At 57.7% G+C, this 19,833-nt stretch carries 15 protein-coding genes; 14 read left to right on the forward strand and 1 reads right to left on the reverse strand.

Annotated features, from left to right (window positions below):
- Positions 1-10 precede the first annotated feature (10 nt).
- The 11 genes from VMJ32_13085 to VMJ32_13135 all read left to right on the forward strand — a co-directional run bounded on the left by VMJ32_13085 (position 11) and on the right by VMJ32_13135 (position 15,109).
- Entirely contained in the window at positions 11-2,278 is a 2,268-nt protein-coding gene (locus tag VMJ32_13085; protein ID HTQ39956.1) for a hypothetical protein, read from the forward strand.
- Positions 2,275-3,465, forward strand: coding sequence for a hypothetical protein (locus VMJ32_13090; GenBank protein HTQ39957.1), 1,191 nt, complete (start codon positions 2,275-2,277; stop codon positions 3,463-3,465). Before VMJ32_13085 ends, VMJ32_13090 begins: the two co-directional genes overlap by 4 nt.
- Before the next feature lie 53 nt (positions 3,466-3,518).
- The gene (locus tag VMJ32_13095) at positions 3,519-4,736 is read left to right on the forward strand and encodes an NPCBM/NEW2 domain-containing protein (protein ID HTQ39958.1); all 1,218 of its coding nucleotides are present in this window, start codon (positions 3,519-3,521) and stop codon (positions 4,734-4,736) included.
- A complete protein-coding gene (locus tag VMJ32_13100; protein HTQ39959.1) occupies positions 4,733-6,688 on the forward strand; it encodes a trypsin-like peptidase domain-containing protein in 1,956 nt (651 codons plus the stop codon). The genes VMJ32_13095 and VMJ32_13100 overlap by 4 nt, the downstream gene beginning before the upstream one ends.
- Positions 6,688-7,770, forward strand: coding sequence for a S1C family serine protease (locus VMJ32_13105; protein HTQ39960.1), 1,083 nt, complete (start codon positions 6,688-6,690; stop codon positions 7,768-7,770). The genes VMJ32_13100 and VMJ32_13105 overlap by 1 nt, the downstream gene beginning before the upstream one ends.
- A gap of 44 nt (positions 7,771-7,814) precedes the next feature.
- A complete protein-coding gene (locus VMJ32_13110; protein HTQ39961.1) occupies positions 7,815-9,938 on the forward strand; it encodes a PDZ domain-containing protein in 2,124 nt (707 codons plus the stop codon).
- A 63-nt stretch (positions 9,939-10,001) separates the two neighbouring features.
- A complete protein-coding gene (locus tag VMJ32_13115) occupies positions 10,002-10,505 on the forward strand; it encodes a HEAT repeat domain-containing protein (GenBank protein HTQ39962.1) in 504 nt (167 codons plus the stop codon).
- Positions 10,506-10,588: 83 nt separating this feature from the next.
- Complete coding sequence (locus VMJ32_13120; GenBank protein ID HTQ39963.1) at positions 10,589-11,155, forward strand: DUF1802 family protein; 567 nt, start codon at positions 10,589-10,591, stop codon at positions 11,153-11,155.
- A gap of 92 nt (positions 11,156-11,247) precedes the next feature.
- Positions 11,248-11,787 (forward strand): peptidylprolyl isomerase, encoded by a 540-nt coding sequence (locus tag VMJ32_13125; protein ID HTQ39964.1) that lies wholly within the window; start codon positions 11,248-11,250, stop codon positions 11,785-11,787.
- Positions 11,788-12,079: 292 nt separating this feature from the next.
- A complete protein-coding gene (locus tag VMJ32_13130) occupies positions 12,080-14,137 on the forward strand; it encodes a hypothetical protein (protein HTQ39965.1) in 2,058 nt (685 codons plus the stop codon).
- A 27-nt stretch (positions 14,138-14,164) separates the two neighbouring features.
- Positions 14,165-15,109, forward strand: a complete 945-nt coding sequence (locus tag VMJ32_13135) for an ABC transporter ATP-binding protein (protein HTQ39966.1) — start codon at positions 14,165-14,167, stop codon at positions 15,107-15,109.
- Between the two features lie 23 nt (positions 15,110-15,132).
- Here the strand turns inward: VMJ32_13135 and VMJ32_13140 are convergent, their stop codons facing one another.
- Positions 15,133-15,930 carry an aldolase/citrate lyase family protein gene (locus tag VMJ32_13140; GenBank protein HTQ39967.1) on the reverse strand — a complete coding sequence of 266 codons (798 nt, stop codon included), beginning with the start codon at positions 15,928-15,930 and terminating at the stop codon, positions 15,133-15,135.
- Between the two features lie 280 nt (positions 15,931-16,210).
- Between VMJ32_13140 and VMJ32_13145 the strand changes: the two genes are divergently transcribed.
- The 3 genes from VMJ32_13145 to VMJ32_13155 all read left to right on the forward strand — a co-directional run bounded on the left by VMJ32_13145 (position 16,211) and on the right by VMJ32_13155 (position 19,724).
- Positions 16,211-17,035 carry an FKBP-type peptidyl-prolyl cis-trans isomerase gene (locus VMJ32_13145; protein ID HTQ39968.1) on the forward strand — a complete coding sequence of 275 codons (825 nt, stop codon included), beginning with the start codon at positions 16,211-16,213 and terminating at the stop codon, positions 17,033-17,035.
- A gap of 181 nt (positions 17,036-17,216) precedes the next feature.
- On the forward strand, positions 17,217-18,470 hold the full coding sequence (locus VMJ32_13150; GenBank protein HTQ39969.1) for a protein-L-isoaspartate(D-aspartate) O-methyltransferase: 1,254 nt from the start codon (positions 17,217-17,219) through the stop codon (positions 18,468-18,470).
- A gap of 255 nt (positions 18,471-18,725) precedes the next feature.
- Positions 18,726-19,724: a hypothetical protein gene (locus tag VMJ32_13155; GenBank protein HTQ39970.1), complete on the forward strand. Its 999-nt coding sequence runs from the start codon at positions 18,726-18,728 to the stop codon at positions 19,722-19,724.
- Positions 19,725-19,833: the final 109 nt, after the last annotated feature.

Here is a 19,833-nt window from a genome sequence, read left to right on the forward strand (position 1 = left end):
CGTCCACCCTATGGCATGTTTTCAAAATCGCGTTCTGTTGGCGATGATCCTGGGACTGGCCCTGCTGGCCCCTGGAAGTGCCGGGGCTCAGACTTCAGGCGCGGCAGCCGGCGGCGGGAATGAGAAATCGTCGAGCGAAAAGCCGACGGGCGATAAAGCGGCGGGTGACAAGCCGTCGGCTGACAAACCCGCAGCTGACAAACCCGGGGACGATCATCCGCCAGCCGACCCAACGCCAGCGAAAGGTCCGGACGGAGCAGCGGCGCCAGCGGCGAATGTTTCTTTACCGTCGGAACAAGCCAAGCTGGCCGGCAAGTACAAGGAGCTGGAGCGGGTCATTCTGCGGATGGCGGAAGTGATGCAGGCCAGCGATCCGAAGCGGGCCGCCCTGCTAAGGCAAGCGTTTGCCCAAAGCAAAGAGAAACAAATCGATTCGCAATATGAAGACCTGGTGAAGCTGCTCCAGCAGGAGCAACTGTATCAGGCTTCCAAAGGCCAGGCGGCCATGCAGCAAGACCTGGATCAATTGCTGCAGTTGTTGCTCAGCGGCGAACGCGACAAGCAAATTCCCAACGAGCGGGCCGAGATTAAACGCTTTATCGAACGGATCAACAAGCTGATCCGCGAAGAGCAGGGCATTCAAGGCGAAACCGAAGGGCAAGGGGATGCCGACGATTTGATCAAGCAGCAAGAGAACGTCGCCAACAAGACGGGCGAACTGACGCAGGACCTGAATAAATTCAATGCCTTGAATCATCCGGCCGGCGGAGCGAGTGACAAACCAGGCGACCAAGGGAACGAAAAATCGGACGAGAAAAATGCCGACGGCAAAAACCCCGATGGGAAAAATGCTGACGGCAAGAATTCGGACGAGAAAAACGGAGACGACAAGAACTCGGACAGCAAGAAATCGGGCGAGGAGAAATCGAACGAGAAGGCCGGCAGCCCTTTAGGCCAGGGGGAGAAACAGGATGGGGCCACTGAAGGTGAGAAGTCAGGAGACAAATCAGCCGACGCATCTGGACAAAAAGGCGTGCCGGCGGGACAGAAGAGCGACGGCAAATCGGGAGAGCAAAAGGCCGACGCGCAGAAATCAGGCGCGCAGAAGTCCGGCGATCAAAAATCGGAAAATCAACAGCCGGGCGACCAGCAGAGCCAACAGAAGCCGGGGGGCCAAAAATCCGGGAATCAAAAGTCCGGCGATCAGAAATCCAACGCTCAAAAATCGGACCAGCAGCCGCCGCAAAAATCGGACGGAGAGAAATCGGATCAGCAGAAATCGGACCAGCAGAAGTCAGACCAACCGTCCGGCGGCCAATCGGACCAACCGTCGCATGACAAATCGCAACAGGGAGGTCAAGGCAAGCAAAGCAAAGCGCAAAACGGTCAACCCAACGACAACGATAACGACGCGGACAAGCAAAACAACTCGGATCAACAACAATCGGATAACGACGATACGCCGGCCCGCAAGCGCGTCCAACAGGCGGAAAACCGCATGCGCGCAGCCAAGCGCCAATTGGAACAAGCCCAGCGTCGCGGGGCGGCTGACCAGCAGCAGCGGGCCGTGGAGGAATTGAAGCAGGCCAAGGCCGAGCTGGAAGAAATTTTGCGGCAGTTGCGCGAGGAGGAAATCGAACGGGTGTTGGCGCAGCTGGAAGGCCGGTTCCGCAAAATGTTGGAGATGCAGATTGAGGTTTATGAAGGGACTATCGCCCTGGATCGCACGGCGGAAGAAGACCGCGACCGTGACACGGAAATGGAAGCCGGCAAGCTGGGACGCAAGGAAGCGGACATCACCGGCGAGGCCGATAAGGCGCTGGCCTTGTTGCACGAGGAAGGTTCTTCAGTGGCCTTTCCCGAAACGGTCGAGCAAATGCGCGAAGACATGGATCAGGTGAAAACGCGGCTGGATCGGGCGAACATCGGCCAAATTACCCAGGGCATTGAGCAAGACATTGTCAAATCGCTGGAGGAAATGGTGGCGGCGCTGCAAAAGGCGCAGAAAGATCAGCAGCAGCGACAAGGCGGCGCAGGGGGCGGTGGCGGCGGTGGCCAGCAAGATCAGCCGCTGGTGGACGCCATCGCCGAATTGAAAATGATCCGCGCTTTGCAAATGCGTGTAAACACCCGCACCGAGCGCTATTCCAAATTGTTGCAAGACGGCGCCGAGCAGGCCGAAGCTCCCGATTTGCTGGAGGCGGTCAAGCGGCTTAGCGAACGAGAACAGCGAATTTACCAAACCACGCGGGACATTGTGGTGGGAAAGAACAAATGACGCGAAATGCAACTTGGAAAACATGGCGGCGAGGAGCGAAAGGCGAATGCCTGCCGGCAAGAAGGGTGTTGCTGGGATTGATTGTTCTTCTGGCGATTTTCGCGGCAACCGCTCGGGCACAGGTGGCGCTGGATGAAGAATTTGGCCGTGAACCCACGTGGAAAATTCCCACGGCGGCGGAAGTGCGCGGCGAAGTGCTGGCTTGGATGAACGAACAAAAAACCGACGAGGCGCTTCGCCAGCAAGCCGCCGCACTCTGGCCGGAAAAAGCAGCCGAGCCGGCCCAAACCAGCGGGACAACAAGTTCAACACCGCTCCTGGGACGCGTCGTGACGACTTTTGCGCTGGTTAATCCGGACGCCAAACAATTGGCCGACGTGTGTTCCAAACCGCACGGCGAAGCAAAAACGCCGGAATTCGCCTGGCTGTCGGACGAAAAAACGCCGGCGTTCTTCCGCAACAATATGCGGTTGTGGTTAGGCCAATGGCTGACTCAGGAGCGGCTGTACGACGAGGGCCTGGAACAACTGAAGGGCTTGCAACCGGCGGACGTGGTCGATCCGGCCGCGCTGTTGTTTTACCAGAGCGTGTGCCATCACTGGATGCTGCACAAAGACGAAGGGTTGAAAACCATCGCCCAATTGCTGGAGCAGCGGAAGGCCATTCCGCGGCGCTATGAGGAAGTGGCCGAGTTGATGCAGACAGATTTATCGGGCTTGGAGGATGAATCGCTGGATCACATTTCGCGGCGAATGAACGACGTGACGCGGCGGCTGGATTTCGGCCGGGCCGGCAAGAAGGTGCGCGGCGAGGAGGACGGCATTGTCGCGTCGCTGGATAAATTGATCAAGCAACTGGAAGATATGGCCAATGGCATGGGGGGCGGCGGCGGGCAGGGAGAAGGTCAAGGTCAAGAGCAACCCGGCGAACCCGGCGGCCAGGGAAATCCCCAAGGCATTCGTTCGCGCAATCCGGCGGCCGACAGCCGCTTGGCGCGTGGCCGAGGAGCAGGCGAAGTGAAAAGCAAAGACATTGGCAACCAGAGCGGTTGGGGGGACCTGCCGCCCAAAGATCGTGAAGAAGCCATGCAGCAAATCAGCAAAGATTTTCCCTCGCACTACCGCGACGTGATCGAGCAATACTTCCGAAGGCTGGCCGCGGAAGATGAGGACAAGCAGCAGAAGTAACGTCGAAAATGAGAAGCACGGCTCGGTTCGGTTTTCAAAAGGATTTTGCATTCATGTTTGGTTCGCTGATTTTAATGGCCGCAGTCGCCGTGGGTTCGCCCGAGGTGCAGGTGAACACCGTCGATGGCGGCGTTACAAAGGGAGAATTGCAGCAACTTTCCACGGATGGCATCGAACTCAAGACCGAAAATGGCGATGCAAAGCTGCCGCTCAGCCAAGTTTTGAACGTCGTGCCGCAGTCCATGGTTCCCCCGGCTGTTGAAAAACCGGCGGCCTGGATTGAATTGATCGATGGTTCCAAGCTGGCGACGAGCGAGTTCACCGTTGAAGACGGTTCGGCTAACTTGATTTTTGATGCTGACAAAACCGCAAAGATATCCACGACTGCAATCCACAGCGTCCGGTTTTCACGGCCCGATGATCCTGCTTCCGCTGTCTGGCCGAAAAATGTCGGCGCCGATGCAACCGGCGATTTGTTAGTTGTACGCAAAAAGGATCAAATAGATTTCATGGAAGGCAGCGTGGGGGAAGTCGATGAAAATTACGTGATTTTGAAAGTCGATGGTGAAACCTATCCCGTCAGCCGCGCAAAAGTTGACGGCTTAGTTTACTTTCACAAAATGGCCGACAAACTTCCTGATCCGGTATGTGTTGTTGAGAATGCGTCTGGCTGGCGCTTGTACGCGAAAGAATTGTCGTTCGTCCCGCCAAACAATACATATCCTGCTGGGCGCTTCGAAGTCACCACGCTCTCTGGTGATAAATTTTTCTTTCTCTCTGGCGATCAAGTCACCAAGCTCGATTTTTCCGCCGGCAAAGTTGCTTTCCTCAGCGATTTGGAACCGGAAAGCACGCAGTGGACGCCGTATCTGGATTTCGGCAACGCGGTCCCGGCCATGGCGCAATATTATGCCCCGCTACGTGACGAAGGGCGCGAGCATCAACCGATCCGCTTGGGCGGGAAGACGTATAACAAAGGTCTGGCTCTGTATAGCCGCACCGCTTTGGAGTACCGTGTGCCCGCAGGCATGAAACAATTCAAAGCCACCGCCGGCATTGACGATGCCGTGCGAGAAGCGGGCCATGTGCGACTCTCGATTTCGGCCGATGGGAAATCGCTGTTCGATCGGGCGCTTACCGGAAAGGACGCGCCGGTGGATGTGGATTTGAACGTGGCTGGCGCCAAGCGGCTTTCCATTTTGGTCGATTACGGCGACCAATTCGACGCGGGCGATTTTCTCGACCTCGCAGAGGCAAGGATGTTGAAATGAAATACCGCTTTCCAATTTGCCCGATTGTGGCGCTGTTGATGGCGGCGGGCGCCACCCGGACCACGATCGCAGAAGAAGCGGCGCTGAAAATCGATCCCGCCGTCGCTCAGGCCGAGCAAGCCCGCATTGCCGCAGTGGCCAAAGCGATGCCATCGGTGTTGGCTATCTTCGTGCCCGGAGGGCAGGGGGGCGGTTCGGGGGTCGTCATCTCGCCCGACGGTTACGCCTTGACCAATTTTCACGTGGCCCGGCCGTGCGGCACGTTCATGAAGTGCGGCATGGCTGACGGCAAGCTGTACGATGCGGTGATCGTGGGGCTCGATCCGGTGGGGGACGTGGGCTTGATAAAACTGTACGGCCGCGATGATTTTCCCGCCGCCGAATTGACCGACAGCGACGAAGTGCAACCGGGCGATTGGTGCTTCACTATGGGCAACCCGTTTTTGCTGGCCACCGATTTTCGTCCCAGCGTGGCTTATGGCGTGGTGTCGGGGGTGCATCGCTACCAATATCCTTCGGGCACGCTGTTGGAATACACCGACTGTTTGCAGGTCGATGCGGCCATTAATCCGGGCAATTCGGGCGGACCGTTGTTCGACGCCCAGGGACGATTGATCGGCATCAATGGCCGCGGTTCGTTCGAGAAGCGCGGGCGAGTGAATGTCGGGGTGGGCTACGCCATTTCGATCAACCAAATCAAAAACTTTTTGGGCGATTTGAAATCGGGCCGGATTGTCGATCATGCCACGCTGGGCGCAAGGGTGGCCACTTCGGACGATGGCCGCGTGCTGGTGAGCGATATTCTGGAACACAGCGACGCTTACCGACACGGCTTGCGCTACGACGACGAAATTGTGTCGTTTGCCGGGCGGCCTGTTCACAGCGTGAACGGTCTGAAAAACGACCTCGGCATTTTTCCCAAAGGATGGCGGGTGGCAATCACCTACCGCCGCGATGGAAAAAATACGGACACGTTTGTGCGCTTGATGGGCGTGCACACCGAAGCGGAGTTGCTGGCAAAGATTGATGCGGAGCGCGAACTGGAACCGCCCAGACCTAATGGGCGGCAACCGCGCGACGGCCGTCGACCCGGGAACGAGCCACAACCCGGGCAGCCGCCCAAGCCGGGCGACCAACCTCAGCCTGGAGAGCAACCGAAGCCGGGCGAAGAGCCAAAACCAGGCGAACCGCCCAAGCTGCCCGCCAACCCCAGCGAGTTGGAACAGGCCGTTCACGCGCCCGTGCCGGAAGAATTGAAAAAGCAATACGAAGAACGGACTGGTTACGCGAATTTCTATTTCAATCGCGAAAACACACAGCGCGTTTGGAAAGCGCTAGTTGCCAAAGGAGATTTTGCCCAAGCGGCCGGCACGTGGACCCTACGCGGTCAACAAATTGCCGCGGCTCCCATGTTCGGTCCGCCGGCCATTGTGCAGAACATGTCGCCCGGCCCGGTGACAATTCATCTGAGCGAGACGGACTGCGACATGGATTTACCGACGAGTCCGGCGCCGTCGAAAATCACCGTGACCGATGGAATCGACGCCGGCGCGAATCCGGCCATTTTGAATCCGCCCGGCAGCGGCGGCTTGCTGGCCGCGCTTCAACTGTGGCGCAAGCTGTTGGTCGGCGGCCCCGGGAAATACGGCCAAGTGACGTACGAAGGCTTAGCACCAGTGCCCGGTCACAACGGCCTGTGCGACGTACTGCTGGCCGTGGGCGAAGGGGTCGATACGCGATTTTATTGCGACCCCGCCGACGGCACGCTGCTATGCCTGGAAATGTATCCGGACGACGAGACCGATCCGTGCGAGGTATACTTCGGCGAATATCGGGAAGAACAAGGCCATTGGTTGCCGCACCGCATGGAGGTGCGTTGCGGCGATGCTGTGTTTGGCGTGTTCGCGCTGACGGGGTTCGATTTGCAAAAAGCTGCGGAGAAAACACCGTGATGGGCCCACAGCAACAACCATCGTCTATTCCCGGAATTCATCGTCCGCGGCGTCACCCACTCGCTTGCGGTTTAGCAACGACCTGCTTGATCGCCCTGACGGCTTTCGCGCCGCTGGGCGCTTCCACTGCTTGGGCCGCCAAAACGACCGACACCGTTCGGGAAGTGCAACGCAAAACGGTCAAAATTTACGGAGCCGGCGGTTTGCGCGGGTTGGAGGCGTATCAATCGGGCTTTTTAATTTCGGCCGACGGGTACGTGCTGACAGTTTTCAGCCACGTGCTCGATTCCGACACCATTACCGTCACGCTGGACGACGGGCGAAAACTAGACGGAAAACTGGTGGGGGCCGACCCGCGTTTGGAAATCGCGGTGCTCAAAATCGACGCCGCAGATTTGCCGCATTTCGATTTGCAGCAGGCAAAAGCCGGCGTGGAAGGCACACGGGTGCTGGCGTACAGCAATTTGTTCGGCGTGGCCACGGGGGACGAACCGGTGAGCGTGCTGCACGGCTCGATTGCCGCGGTAACGACGCTGGCGGCCCGGCGGGGGGCGTATGAAATTGCGTATCAAGGGCCCGTGTATGTGTTGGACGCCATGACCAATAATCCGGGCGCGGCCGGTGGCGCGCTCACGAATTTGAATGGTCAATTATTGGGGCTGTTGGGAAAGCAATTGCGGAATTCGCGGAATAACATTTGGCTCAACTACGCCTTGCCGGCCAGCGAATTAGCGCCAGCCGTGGAAGCCATTAAGGCGGGGAAAAGTCAGGCCCAGACAACCCCTGCCACGCCCGCCCATCCGGAACAGACATTGACGGCGGCCGATCTGGGGCTGGTGTTGGTTCCGAATGTGTTGGAGCGCACGCCGCCGTTTGTAGACACGGTGCGGGAGAATTCGCCGGCGGCCAAGGCCGGCATTCGTCCGGATGATTTAGTGGTTTTCGTCGATAATCAATTGGTGCAATCGTGCAACGCACTGGCGACGGAATTAGCAAAGCTTGACCGCGACGCCGAAGTGCACTTAGTATTGCTGCGCTCCGGCGAGTTGACGGATGTTACGCTGAAGCCCGGCGGCGAATGACGGGACCATGCTCAGCTGCCCGGCAATTCGAAACAGGAATGGGGATGAAGGTGTGCTGTCCAAACTTAAAGTTTGAAATCCGGTTTGGGGTGGCTTTAATCTGCGCCGCTTTGTGCGGCCTGATGTGCGCTGCGCCGCTGCGCGCGGCGGATGATTTAGCGCTGCGCGAAGAAGCGGCCATGAAAGCGGCCGTCGACCGCGTGGCCCCCAGCGTGGTGCGAATTGAAACGTTGGGCGGGCTGGAAACCATCGGCAATTTGCTGGTGGGCACGGGTCCCACGTCGGGGCTGATTGTTTCGTCGGACGGGTACATCATTTCCAGCGCGTTCAATTTCGTCCAACAGCCGGCGCAAATGTTGGTCGATTTGCCCGATGGCACTCGATTGCCGGCGAAAGTGGTGGCGCACGATCACAGCCGCATGCTCGTGCTCTTGAAAGTTTCCACCGACGGATTGGATCCGAAGAAGCAACTTCCCGTGCCCCTGGCTGCTCCAACCAGCGAAATGTCCGTGGGGCAATGGGCCATTGCCGTCGGACGAACTTTCGACGGCGATCAGCCGAACATGTCGGTGGGCATTATCAGCGCGTTGAACCGCGTGTGGGGCCGGGCGATTCAAACCGACGCCAAAATTTCGCCGGCCAATTACGGTGGGCCACTGGTCGATTTGCAGGGCCGGGTGCTGGGCGTGTTGGTGCCCATGTCGCCTCAGGAAACCAGCGAAGTGGCCGGCGTCGAGTGGTACGATTCGGGCATTGGCTTCGCCGTTCCGTTGGAGCAAATCAACCGGGTGTTGGACCGGTTGAAAAAGGGTGAGGATTTGAATCCCGGACTGTTGGGCGTAAGCCTGCGGCCGGGCGACCCTTACGCCGATCCGCCGATGATCGCGGCCAGCCATCCGAAATCGCCGGCGGCTGCGGCGGGGTTCAAAGCCGGCGACCGCATTGCCGAAATCAACGGCGTGAAAGTGAACAGTGCCTCCGAATTGCATCACCAGTTGGGGCCCCTTTACGCCGGAGAAAAAATCAATGTGGTGGCGCTGCGCGGCGAGGAGCGGATCGAGCGCTCCGCCGAATTGGTCGCCAAGCTCCCCTTGTACATTCATCCGTTTTTGGGAATTTTGCCGCTGCGTGAAATTCAACCCGATGAGCACGCCCAAGAAAGCGGCGCCGCGGATAAGGACAAACCCGGCGTGGCAAAGGCTACAACGGATAAGAAAAAGGACGGCAAAGACAAAGACGACGAGCCAATCGCTGGGAAACACCAGGACGGCGTGGTGGTGCGGCAAGTTTATGCGGACAGTCCGGCGGCCAAGGTGGGCATTTTGCCGGGCGATCGAATCGAATCTGTCAACGGAGAAACGCTAACAGATCGCTTGCAGTTGCAGGAACTTTTGTCGGCGTTGGAACCGCTGCAGGCGGTGCAGGTCGAGATCGAACGAGAAGGTAAAAAACAAAAGTTGGACGCAAAATTGGCCACGCTGCCGGAGACGGTTCCCGACAAGTTGGCGCCGGCGCATGACGCCAATCCGCCGGCGGACAAAAACCCGCCAGCCACGGGAAAAATCGAAATTAAGATTCCCGAGGCCCCCAGCGGCGCCTTGGCGTACGTGCCATCCACTTACAATTCGCATGTGCCGCACGGCCTGGTGGTATGGCTGCATCCGGCCGGCGGTTACAAAGCCGACGAGCTGATTGCCAAGTGGAAGCCGCTGTGCGAAGCCAACGATTTGATTCTGCTGGCTCCCAACAGCGCCGAATCGGCCCGCTGGCAACGCACGGAATTGGAATTTATTCGCAAAGCCATCGATGACGTGGTGCAAAAGTACAACATCGACCCCGCGCGGATTGTGGTGATGGGCGAAGAAGCAGGCGGCGGAATGGCCTATTTGCTGGCCGGACAAAATCGAGATTTGATTCGCGGCGTGGCCGCCATCAACGCCGCCATGCCCCCCGGCATGAGACCGCCAGAGAACGACCCCGTCCAGCGGCTGGCGGTTTTTACCACCACCACGAATAAGCCCTCGCCCGCACTGGCCGCAGGCATCAAGCGACTGCGCGAAGCCAAGCACCCGGTGACGGAGCTCGATTTAGGCGAGATCGCCCGTCCGCTCACCGCCGAAGAATTGGCGGAACTGGTTCGTTGGATCGATACCCTGGATCGTTCATAAAGCCGCGACCGCCGGTCGCGATGAAACCAACTGTAAATTCCATCGATCAGTGGCTTATCTCAAATGGAAGTTTCGCTAGCTTTGGCCGGTTTGAAATCGAGCGACCCCGCCGCCCGGGCCGCGGCCGCTGAAGAATTAGCGCACCTGGAAGATGCCGCCCAGCCTGCGGCAGTGGCCCTGGTTGGGGCGACTGCCGATCAAGATGAATCCGTTCGCCAATGGGCCACGGCGGCGCTGGAATCGCTCGGGCCGCCGGCTGTGGGTGATGTGGCAGAGTTAGCCAAGCTGTTATTGGACAAACGGCTAGATGTTGCCTATTGGGCCACCACGCTGTTGGGGCGCTTAGAATCGGACGCAGCCGCTGCGGTGCCGCAGTTGACCGGTGCATTGCAATCGCATCCGGAGACGGCTGTGCGGGAACGCGCCGCCTGGGCACTGGGGCAAATTGGACCCGCGGCTGCGGCCGCAGTGCCGGCGCTAAATGCCGCCGTCGGCGACGGTCCGCGCTTGTCGCGCTTGGCTAAAGAATCAATCCAGCAAATTTCAGCCGCAAATGAACGCAAATAGGAAAAAACAATAATTTGCGTTCATTCGCGTTCATTTGCGGCTCATGCAAAATTGTCCTCTGCGACCCGAGGTAAGCTGCGGGAATGTTGGTTTCCAATCGTGTTGCCTTCAAAGAATGGGCAGTGGTGTGTGCGGCGCTCGGATCAGGCCGGCAAACCATCATTTTGCGCAAGGGGGGCCTTGACGAAGGGCGGGAAGAATTTCGCGTAAAGTACGGAGAATTCTGGTTGTTGCCCACGCGGTTTCACGAAGATTTATCGCAGTTGACGCCCGATGCCAAACCGGTGTGGCAGGAAGTTCAGAATAAACTCCCGTCGCCAGGAAAGTTTCTCGTCGATTTGTACGCCGTCGTGGAAGAAGTTTTTCAACTTACTAATTTGTCCACGATTGAGCGGCTCGCTGGCGAGCACATCCTTTCGACCGAAACCATCCAGCAGCGATTCCATTACCGTCACCCGGGGTTGTTCGTGCTGGCTGTTCGTATTTACCGTGTGCCGACGCCGCACGAAGTGTCCGACAGCCCCTACATCGCCGGGTGCAAAAGTTGGGTGGAATTAGCCGAATCGCTTTCGACCGCCGGGGCCACGCCTGTGCTGGACGATGCGGTGTTTGCCCAGCGTTTGCAGCAGATCCAACGGCTGGCGATTTGAATCGCCGAGAAATGGCTCGTTGTCTGTCCCCGCCACATCTGGTAACTTGGCTCACGGCTTGATTACGGCAATTCACTCGCAGGGGAATACGCATGTCCAAAAATCGCAAGGCGGAAGTCGAGGCGGCGCAGAAAACGCTCGACCTGAAAAATAAAAAATATCAGCTCGAACTCGACTCCACGGCGGGAAAAATTGTGCTCGATTTATGGTCCGATGTCGCCCCAGGGCACGTGGCCAACATTTTGGGTCTGGCCAAAATCGGCTATTACGATGGGCTGATTTTTCATCGCATCATCAAGGGCTTCATGATTCAAGGCGGCTGCCCGGAAGGCACGGGCACAGGCGGACCAGGCTACACCATCAAGGCGGAGTTCAATAAAATGAGGCACGAGCCGGGCGTGCTTTCCGCGGCCCGAACCAACGACCCCAACTCCGCCGGCTCGCAGTTTTTTATCTGCTTGGGGGCGCATTCGCATTTGGACGGCCAATACACGGCGTTTGGCAAAACCGCCGACGCGGAAAGCCTCAGCGTAGTAAAAGCCGTCGGCGAGGTGCCCACCGATCGCAACGATCGCCCGCAAAAACCGGTGACCATCAAATCCGCCCGAGTGCTGGAAGCGGCCAAAAGCTAGTGGCGGACGGCAGCGTCCAACTACAATAAAGGAAGCGGCGCGAGTGCTAAGGGTGGCAAAACGCCCCCCCATGATTTGTTCAACCCAGGTTTTCCAGCGCATGGCGCGTTTGATGGTGCGATTGTCTTTTCTCTTCGCGTGTTCGCTGCTTTTCAGCTTTTGGCTGTCATTGGGCGCTACGTCTGCATGGGCCGACGGTTCTGCGGACAATTCGGGGCTGCTCCCGGAAGTCACAAGCATTCAGGTTGGATTCGGAAACCACTATAAGCTCGGTTGCTGGACGCCGGTGCAAGTGACTCTAAGTGGAGCCAGCGGCGATTCAGGCGCGACGGGCCGCATTGACGTTCAAACCGCCGACTGCGACGGAGTGCCCGCCTGGTTCACCGGGCCACGTGTCAATTGGACGGCGGGGCAAACAGCGACCGCTTATGCCCGCATAGGCCGTGCCAACCAGCCGATTCGCGTGCGGCTGACCCCACTGGACGAGCAGGGTGAACATCCAGCGAAGATGTTGCCAGAGGTGGCCGACGGCGTTGTGCCGGAAGCCTTGCCGGCCACGAACGAATTGATTGTGGAAGTAGGGGCCTCGATCGGTTTGCCGGAAACATTTCAACGTTTGAATCAAAACGATCCGGAGCGGACAGCGGTTGTCACCATTGACCAGCGGCAGGCCTTGCCTGAGCAGTGGTATGGTTACGATGGCGTTGACATGCTGGTGATAGCCGGAGCGCCTGCGGTTGATAAATCGCTGTTAGATGCCGCGGCCTTGGACGCCTTGGAAAAGTGGGTGCGCCAAGGCGGCAAGCTGCTGGTGAGTTGCGGCGAGGGGGCCCAAGGCGTGCTGGGCCAGGGTGCGCCGTTGCAGCGGTTCGCTCCGGGCGAGTTGGCGGGCGTCATCAATTTGCCGGCGGCACGTTTCGGTCCACTTGAAAACTATGCCGCGGCGGAGCAGCGGCTGGAAGGCGCTTCGATCCGTGTTTCACAATGGAGGAACATCCGTCCGGGTAGCCGCATCGAATTATCCGGCGGAACTCGGTCCGAAGATTTGCCGCTGGTCATACGTTGGCCCCTGGGATTTGGGGAAGTGATTTTCGTAAGCTTGGATTTGCACCAGCCGCCATTTACCGACTGGCCCAGCCGTGGAAAGTTTTTGGAACGGTTGCTGGGCCGGAGCACATTTCCAGGGAATCAAACGGGCCAGACGCATGCCATCAACCAAGGCAAGCAGTTGGGGTATGTCGATCTGAGCGGGCAACTGCGCGGGGCACTCGATCAATTTGCAGGCGTGCAGTTAGTTCCCTTTTGGGCCGTGGCGATGTTGGCGCTGGCGTACGTTGGGTTTTTATTTCCGATGAATTATTTAATCGTCAACCGTTGGCTGCGGCGGCAATCGCTGGCCTGGATTGTGTTCCCGACCACGGTGATCGTGTTTTGCCTGGGGGCCTACACGTTGGCAAACTACGCCAAGAGCAACGTGCGGCATGTCAATCAAGTGGATTTGCTGGACGTCGATCTGGCCAGCGGCAGCACGCGCGGAACCACCTGGTTTAACGTGTTCAGCCCTGAGAATGCTGTTTACGATTTGCGCGTCCAGCCGGCGTGGAACCAAGCCAATGCCGACGCCGATGCAACCCAAAATGCTTCTGAAAAAGAGGGCGCTACTCCGGCGCTGCTGAGTTGGTTTGGCCTGGCAGGCACGGGTTTGGGAGGCATGAACTCGGCGACAGTCAATCCGCCGCTGTTCGACGAGCCTTACACCATTGATGTGTCGGCCGGCACAATTTCTAAAGCGCCCTTGGCCGCGTGGTCCAGCAAAAGTTTTGTGGCTCGTTGGGAAGCCGCAGGCGGCCAGCTCGAGGCGTCGCTAACCGCCGCGCCCGATCACCGGCTCCGGGGCACGGTGGTGCATCATCTGCCGGCGGAATTGCGCGATGGTGTGTTGCTGTTCGATCGCTGGGCCTATCCGTTGGGGACGCTGACGCCGGGAAAATCGGTGGCGCTGGAATCACTGGAACCGCAAACCATGGACACCTATCTCACCAAGCGCCGCACGGTTGATGCTCGCGAAGAAGTGCCAACTTACGATCGCACCAGCTTCGACGTGCCGCGCATCATCGAAGTCATGATGTTTCACGAGGCGGCCGGCGGAGCCAATTACACCGGTTTGCTGCATCGTTATCAGCGATTTGTGGACCTGACAAATCAACTAAAATTTGGCCGGGCGATTTTGGTGGGCCGCGGCCCCGACGGCGCCGTGGTGCAAATCGATGGCCAGCCCGTGGCCGACGACGCAGCGAACCGCCACACCAGCATGTATCGTTTTGTATTGCCCGTGAAATCGCCCGATTGAATAAGCCCAACGATTAAAGGCGGCGACGTGATAGAAACCCGTGATTTAACGAAAAAATACGGCGAGCTGTTCGCCGTGAAATCTCTGTCGATCAAGCTCGACAAGGGAGATGTGTTCGGCTTCATCGGCCCCAACGGCGCGGGCAAAACCACCACCATGCGGATGCTGGCCACGCTGCTGAACCCCACGTGGGGCGAAGCCTACGTGTGCGGCAACTCGATTTACACCAAGCCCAAGGAAATCCGGCGGCTGATCGGCTTCATGCCCGACTTTTTCGGCGTGTACGACGACATGAAGGTCATCGAGTACCTGGAATTCTTCGCCGCCGCCTACCGCATCAACGGTCAGAAGCGCCGCAAAGTGTGCGACGATGCTTTGGAATTGGTCGGCCTCAGTTACAAGCGCGATGCCCTGGCGACAAGTCTTTCGCGCGGCATGAATCAACGCTTGGGCTTGGCTCGGGTGCTGCTGCACGATCCGCAAGTGCTGCTACTGGACGAGCCGGCCAGCGGATTGGACCCTCGCGTGCGGATTGAAATTCGCCGCGTGATTAAGCAGTTGGGCGAGATGGGCAAAACCGTGATGGTTTCCAGCCACATTTTGCCGGAACTGGCCGATATGTGCAACAAAATCGGCATCATCGAGCGCGGCGAACTCTTGTGGAACGAAGATGTCAACGAGCTCATCAAAAAAGTCCGCCGCCAAATCGTGCTGCGCATCCGTGTGGAAGGGCCGCAAGAAGCCGCTGCGAAGCTGATCGAGCAGCACAACGCCGTTGACCGAGTGGAACTTGCACCCGGCGAACAGCCGGGACACCGCGACATAGTGATCACGTTGAAAGAAGGCCTGCAAGACTACAGCGACCTGGCCACGCAGCTTGTTTCGCACGGCCACAAGCTGACCCTGTTCAAAGAAGACGAACTGAATCTGGAAGGCGCCTTCATGGCGCTGACCAAGGGCATTACGGCGTAATCAGCGTGAAGATTGCCGGCATTTCAATAGCCGGCGATGTTCGCTTTGCCCGACTCTGACTTCAGCGTTTTCAAAAACTCTTCGGCTTTGGCAGTCATCATTCGCAGTTCGCTGGCCACGGCCAGGAACTGCATGCCTTGAGCGGCGCGTTTCTGGGCAATCTCAGCAGACATGACGTGCATGCCAGTGGGCGTGCCTGTTTTTTTGCCGACAGCGATGATTTGCGCCAGGGCCGCTTCGAACTCGGCATCGCTCGCATCGGAGCCATTGGGTTTACGCATGTTGGCTCGCAGATCGACGGGGCCGACAAAAATAGCATCCACGCCCGGCAGACTGTAAATTGCCTCGGCATTGGCAATGCCCTGCGGGCTTTCAGTTTGCAGCACGACCAGAATTTCGTCGTTGGCACGCTGAAAATATTCGGCGGTGGTGCCGCCGAAATTCAGCGCGTGCAGGCCCCCGCCCAAGCTGCGGTTGCCGATGGGCGGATATTTTGTGGCGGCGATGACTTCTCGGGCTTGCTCCACGGTGTTGATCATCGGGACGACGATGCCCCAGGCCCCGGCGTCAAGCGCCCGTTTGATGAGAAAATGATTTCCTTCCGGCACGCGCGCCAGGGGCACGCAGCCGGCATCGGCAATGGCACCGAAGATGGCGGCGGCCTGCGACCAATCGATGGGTTGATGTTCCATGTCCAGCGTGAGCCATTCCCAGCCCAGCCGGGCCATGACCCGCGCGGCATACAAATCCCCCAGGCTAAGCCACGTGCCGAACGAGGGCTGGCCGGCTTTCAATTTTTTTTTGACGGGATTAGTTTTCATAGGGCAGGGGGGCCAAGAGTCTGGAAGGAAAATCGTGCACTGATAAAAGAATTCCAACCGCTTGCGGCTTAGCAGGCTTGTCGTTCGGCCTATATCAACGCTCTACGCTAACCGTTTCAGTAATAATTCGCTAGCAATCGTGCAAATAATTCCGATTCTGCCGAATTCTCGTCTGCACCAAGAGGGGCGCTTTGCCGTAGAATAGTTCGGCCGGGATGGTCTCGGCGAGGCGCCCGCTATTGCAAAATAATCAAGACTTTTCGACAAGGATATTTGGATCATGAAACGATTTCTTTTCCCGGCATTCATCGTGGCGATGGCGATTTCGGCAACGATATTCTCCGCGCTTACGGCCGATGCTCAACAGCCCCGTCCGGAGCAAGTTCCCGCCAACGGAGGCCTGGTGCCGCTGACTCAGCCGGCCAAAACGGCTACTGGGCCGGCTGTGCCAGGACTTAGCACCGACAAGCAAAAGGCCAGCTACGGCATTGGCCTGCGGATTGGCGACGACATGCGCGGCGGCCAGTTGACTACCGACGATATTGACCTGCAGGCCTTGATGCGGGGTTTGTCGGACGCCATGGATAAGAAAAAGCCTGCCTTGAGCGAAGAAGATTTGCAGCAGGCGATGATCAGTTTTCATCAAGCGTTGCAAAACAAAATGAAAGCCGTCGCCGACAAAAACAAGAAAGATGGGGAAGCGTTTCTGGCGGCCAACAAAGCCAAGGACGGCGTGAAAACGCTTCCTAGCGGGCTGCAATACAAAGTGATTAAAGCGGGCGCCGGTCCCACGCCCGGGCCTACGGACATGGTCAAGGCGCAATACAAGGGGACGCTATTGGATGGCACCGTGTTCGATAGCTCGGACCTCCACGGGGGACCGGTCGACTTTCCGGTGAATCAGGTGATTAAGGGTTGGACCGAGGCGCTGCAACTAATGAAGGTTGGCGATAAGTGGCAATTATTTGTTCCCTCGGAAATGGCCTACGGAGAACATGGTAGTGGCGGCGACATTGGCCCCAACTCCGTGCTGGTGTTCGACGTGGAATTACTTGACGTGAAGAAGGGGGATAACACTTTGCCCGGCGGTTTGCCGGGCGGTTAATCGGCAATCGGTGCGGCGATTAATCGCGATCAACATACTGGCGCGTTCACAATAAACGGTAGCTGCCCATTGGCGGAAATTGGCGATCCAGCCCGGAGTTGCATTCCCTGATCTTGATCGCCGTAAACCGCCGTCCCGTGTCATTATGATGAGCGGCATGCTTTCTTTTCGGTTGACGGCGATGCGAAGCCGCACGCGTTCTGCTTCCGGCACTTGCTTGCCGGTGGTCACTGTTTGCCTGCTGGCGGCCGCTTGGTGCTTTCGGCCTTCGCTGGCGGCTGCGCAGAGCAAATCGCCGCTGGACGAAGCCCGCCATCGGATGGTGGAAGATGATATCATCGGCGGAGGCATAAAAAATCCGCGGGTGATTCAGGCCATGCGCGAAACGCCACGGCACGAATTTGTCCCCTGGCAACTGCGGCAAAACGCGTATTACGACATGTCGCTCCCCATCGGCGAGCAGCAAACCATTAGCGGGCCGTTTGTCGTGGCCTACATGACCGAGCAGCTTGATCCACAGCCCACCGACACGGTGCTGGAAATCGGCACCGGCAGCGGTTACCAAGCGGCCGTGCTCAGTCCGCTGGTGAAAGACGTGTACACGATTGAAATTTTGGAGCCGCTGGGTAAGCGGGCCGAGCAAACGCTCAAGCGGCTGAAGTACGACAACGTGCATGTGAAAATTGGCGACGGATACCAAGGCTGGCCGGAGCACGCGCCGTTCGACAAAATCATTGTTACTTGCTCGCCGGAAAAAGTGCCCCAGCCGTTGGTGGATCAGCTCCAAGAAGGTGGGAAGATGGTCATTCCCGTCGGCGAACGCTTCGAGCAAATGCTGTATTTATACACCAAGAAAAACGGCCAATTGGTCGCCGAACCGTTGCGTCCCACGCTGTTTGTGCCGATGACGGGCACTGCCGAAGCTGGCCGAGAAGTACAGCCCGATCCGCTGCATCCGCAAATTGTGCACGGCGGCTTTGAGGAACCCGTGGGAGACGACGGCGAACCCCGTGGCTGGTATTACTGCCGACTGATGAAAGTGGTGGATGCCGACGATGCGCCCGAGGGCAAACATTACATCACGTTTACCAACGATGTGCCGGGCCGCACGAGCCGCGCGCTGCAAGGCTTTGCCGTAGATGGAAAGAAGATCGGACAAATTGAAGTGAGCGCAATGATTCGGGGGCGCGACATCAAGGCCGGGCCCACCGTCGATCAACTGCCGCAAATATCGCTGACGTATTATGACGACAATTGGGCGATCATCGGCCGTAATTTTGCCGGGCCCTATCGTGGCACCTTCGATTGGCAGCGGGTAACCGAAAAACTTCCCGTTCCGGTGAAAGCGACTAAATGCATTATGCACATTGGGCTATTGGGCGGGGTGGGCGAATTCTCGGTCGACGATGTATCGATCCGCGCCATCCCGCGCTGAACGCACATTGCAGACTGTGCCAATTTTGCACAGAACCCAGTGCGATTCGAGATCGTGACCTTCGGCGCTGATCGTTTTTGCAACACTGCAGTTGATGTGTGTGCGGTCGATCGAAGTTTCTTGCTGTACCGCACAGTTCATTCGGACCTGCATTTTTTTTGCGCTCCGGCTTGACTGCATTTTTGCGGGGAGAGTTAAATAGCTATCTTCGTGCTCTTCACCCGCTTCTCGTTGTTCATGCTGTGGAGGAAAACCATGAACCGACGCCCACGTTGCGCCCCGCTGTTTGCAATTTGCGTTTTTTTCTTGACTGTTTTGGTCGCTGCTGCCGCCGATTTCAACGGAGTTTGGAAAGGAGAAGTGGAATTTCCCGACGGTCAAACGCGTGAATTGACATATACGTTGAAAGTCGAGGATGGAAAACTGAGCGGCACGATTGAAAGCCCGCGCGGTAAAATCGACATCTCCGACGGCAAAGTCGACGGCGAGGCGTTTTCGTTCAACACCATCCGCGATGGTAACCCCATTGCTCACGAGGGGAAATGGGTCGTCGGGAAGATTGAAATTACCGTTCATGGACCCGGCGGCGACCGAAAATACACATTGTCGCCCGTAGCTGCTTCAACCGTTGCGTCAACTTCCGGCACGGCTGGAGCCGCGGCCACGGCAAAGGACATCAACGGTCAGTGGAAAGGCAAAATCAAAGACGAAAACGGCAACGACATCGACTTGGTTTACCAATTGAAAATCGATGGCGATAAACTTACCGGCACCGTCGAAGGACCAGCCGGAAAACTCGACTTGGAAAATGGAAAGATCGACGGCGACCAGTTGAAGTTCCAGGTTTCCTTCGGCGATTTTCACGTCCTCCACGATGGAAAGGTCGCCGACGGAAAAATCAAAATCACCACGCACATGCCCCAAGGAGATCGGGAGTATTCGATTTCTCGGGTCGTGGATTTGGCCGGCGCCTGGGAAACCAAATTCGCAACGCCTGACGGCAACGACATTCTCCTGAAATACGATTTTAAAATCGACGGCGAAAAGCTGACGGGCACCGTGGAGGGACCGCGGGGAAAAATCGATTTGAAAGATGGCAAAGTTGACGAAGATGCCATTTCTTACAAAGTCACGATCGCCGACAACGATGTTTCTTACGCGGGCAAATTTGCAGATGGAAAAATCAAAGTGAAATCACACGGCGGACCGTTTGGCGATCGCGAATATACGTTGACCCGCCCAACGGCGAAGTGAATTGGGCGGCTGATTGTTCGCGAAGGGTTGGAGAACAAAGCTCGTTCCGCGCGAAAAAACACTGCTCTTCAAAACTCGTGCCATGAGCGAGGTATTCTAAGTTTTATTA

The sequence above is a fragment of the Pirellulales bacterium genome (assembly GCA_035499655.1).
Taxonomy (GTDB): domain Bacteria; phylum Planctomycetota; class Planctomycetia; order Pirellulales; family JADZDJ01; genus DATJYL01.

Coding starts and splice junctions, on each gene's coding strand:
- VMJ32_13125 (HTQ39964.1), top strand. CDS start 11,248: ATGTCCAAAAATCGCAAGGCGGAAGTCGAGGCGGCGCAGAAAACGCTC.
- VMJ32_13115 (HTQ39962.1), top strand. CDS start 10,002: ATGGAAGTTTCGCTAGCTTTGGCCGGTTTGAAATCGAGCGACCCCGCC.
- VMJ32_13095 (HTQ39958.1), top strand. CDS start 3,519: ATGTTTGGTTCGCTGATTTTAATGGCCGCAGTCGCCGTGGGTTCGCCC.
- VMJ32_13145 (HTQ39968.1), top strand. CDS start 16,211: ATGAAACGATTTCTTTTCCCGGCATTCATCGTGGCGATGGCGATTTCG.
- VMJ32_13110 (HTQ39961.1), top strand. CDS start 7,815: ATGAAGGTGTGCTGTCCAAACTTAAAGTTTGAAATCCGGTTTGGGGTG.
- VMJ32_13085 (HTQ39956.1), top strand. CDS start 11: ATGGCATGTTTTCAAAATCGCGTTCTGTTGGCGATGATCCTGGGACTG.
- VMJ32_13100 (HTQ39959.1), top strand. CDS start 4,733: ATGAAATACCGCTTTCCAATTTGCCCGATTGTGGCGCTGTTGATGGCG.
- VMJ32_13140 (HTQ39967.1), bottom strand. CDS start 15,930: ATGAAAACTAATCCCGTCAAAAAAAAATTGAAAGCCGGCCAGCCCTCG.
- VMJ32_13090 (HTQ39957.1), top strand. CDS start 2,275: ATGACGCGAAATGCAACTTGGAAAACATGGCGGCGAGGAGCGAAAGGC.
- VMJ32_13120 (HTQ39963.1), top strand. CDS start 10,589: ATGTTGGTTTCCAATCGTGTTGCCTTCAAAGAATGGGCAGTGGTGTGT.
- VMJ32_13105 (HTQ39960.1), top strand. CDS start 6,688: ATGGGCCCACAGCAACAACCATCGTCTATTCCCGGAATTCATCGTCCG.
- VMJ32_13155 (HTQ39970.1), top strand. CDS start 18,726: ATGAACCGACGCCCACGTTGCGCCCCGCTGTTTGCAATTTGCGTTTTT.
- VMJ32_13150 (HTQ39969.1), top strand. CDS start 17,217: ATGCGAAGCCGCACGCGTTCTGCTTCCGGCACTTGCTTGCCGGTGGTC.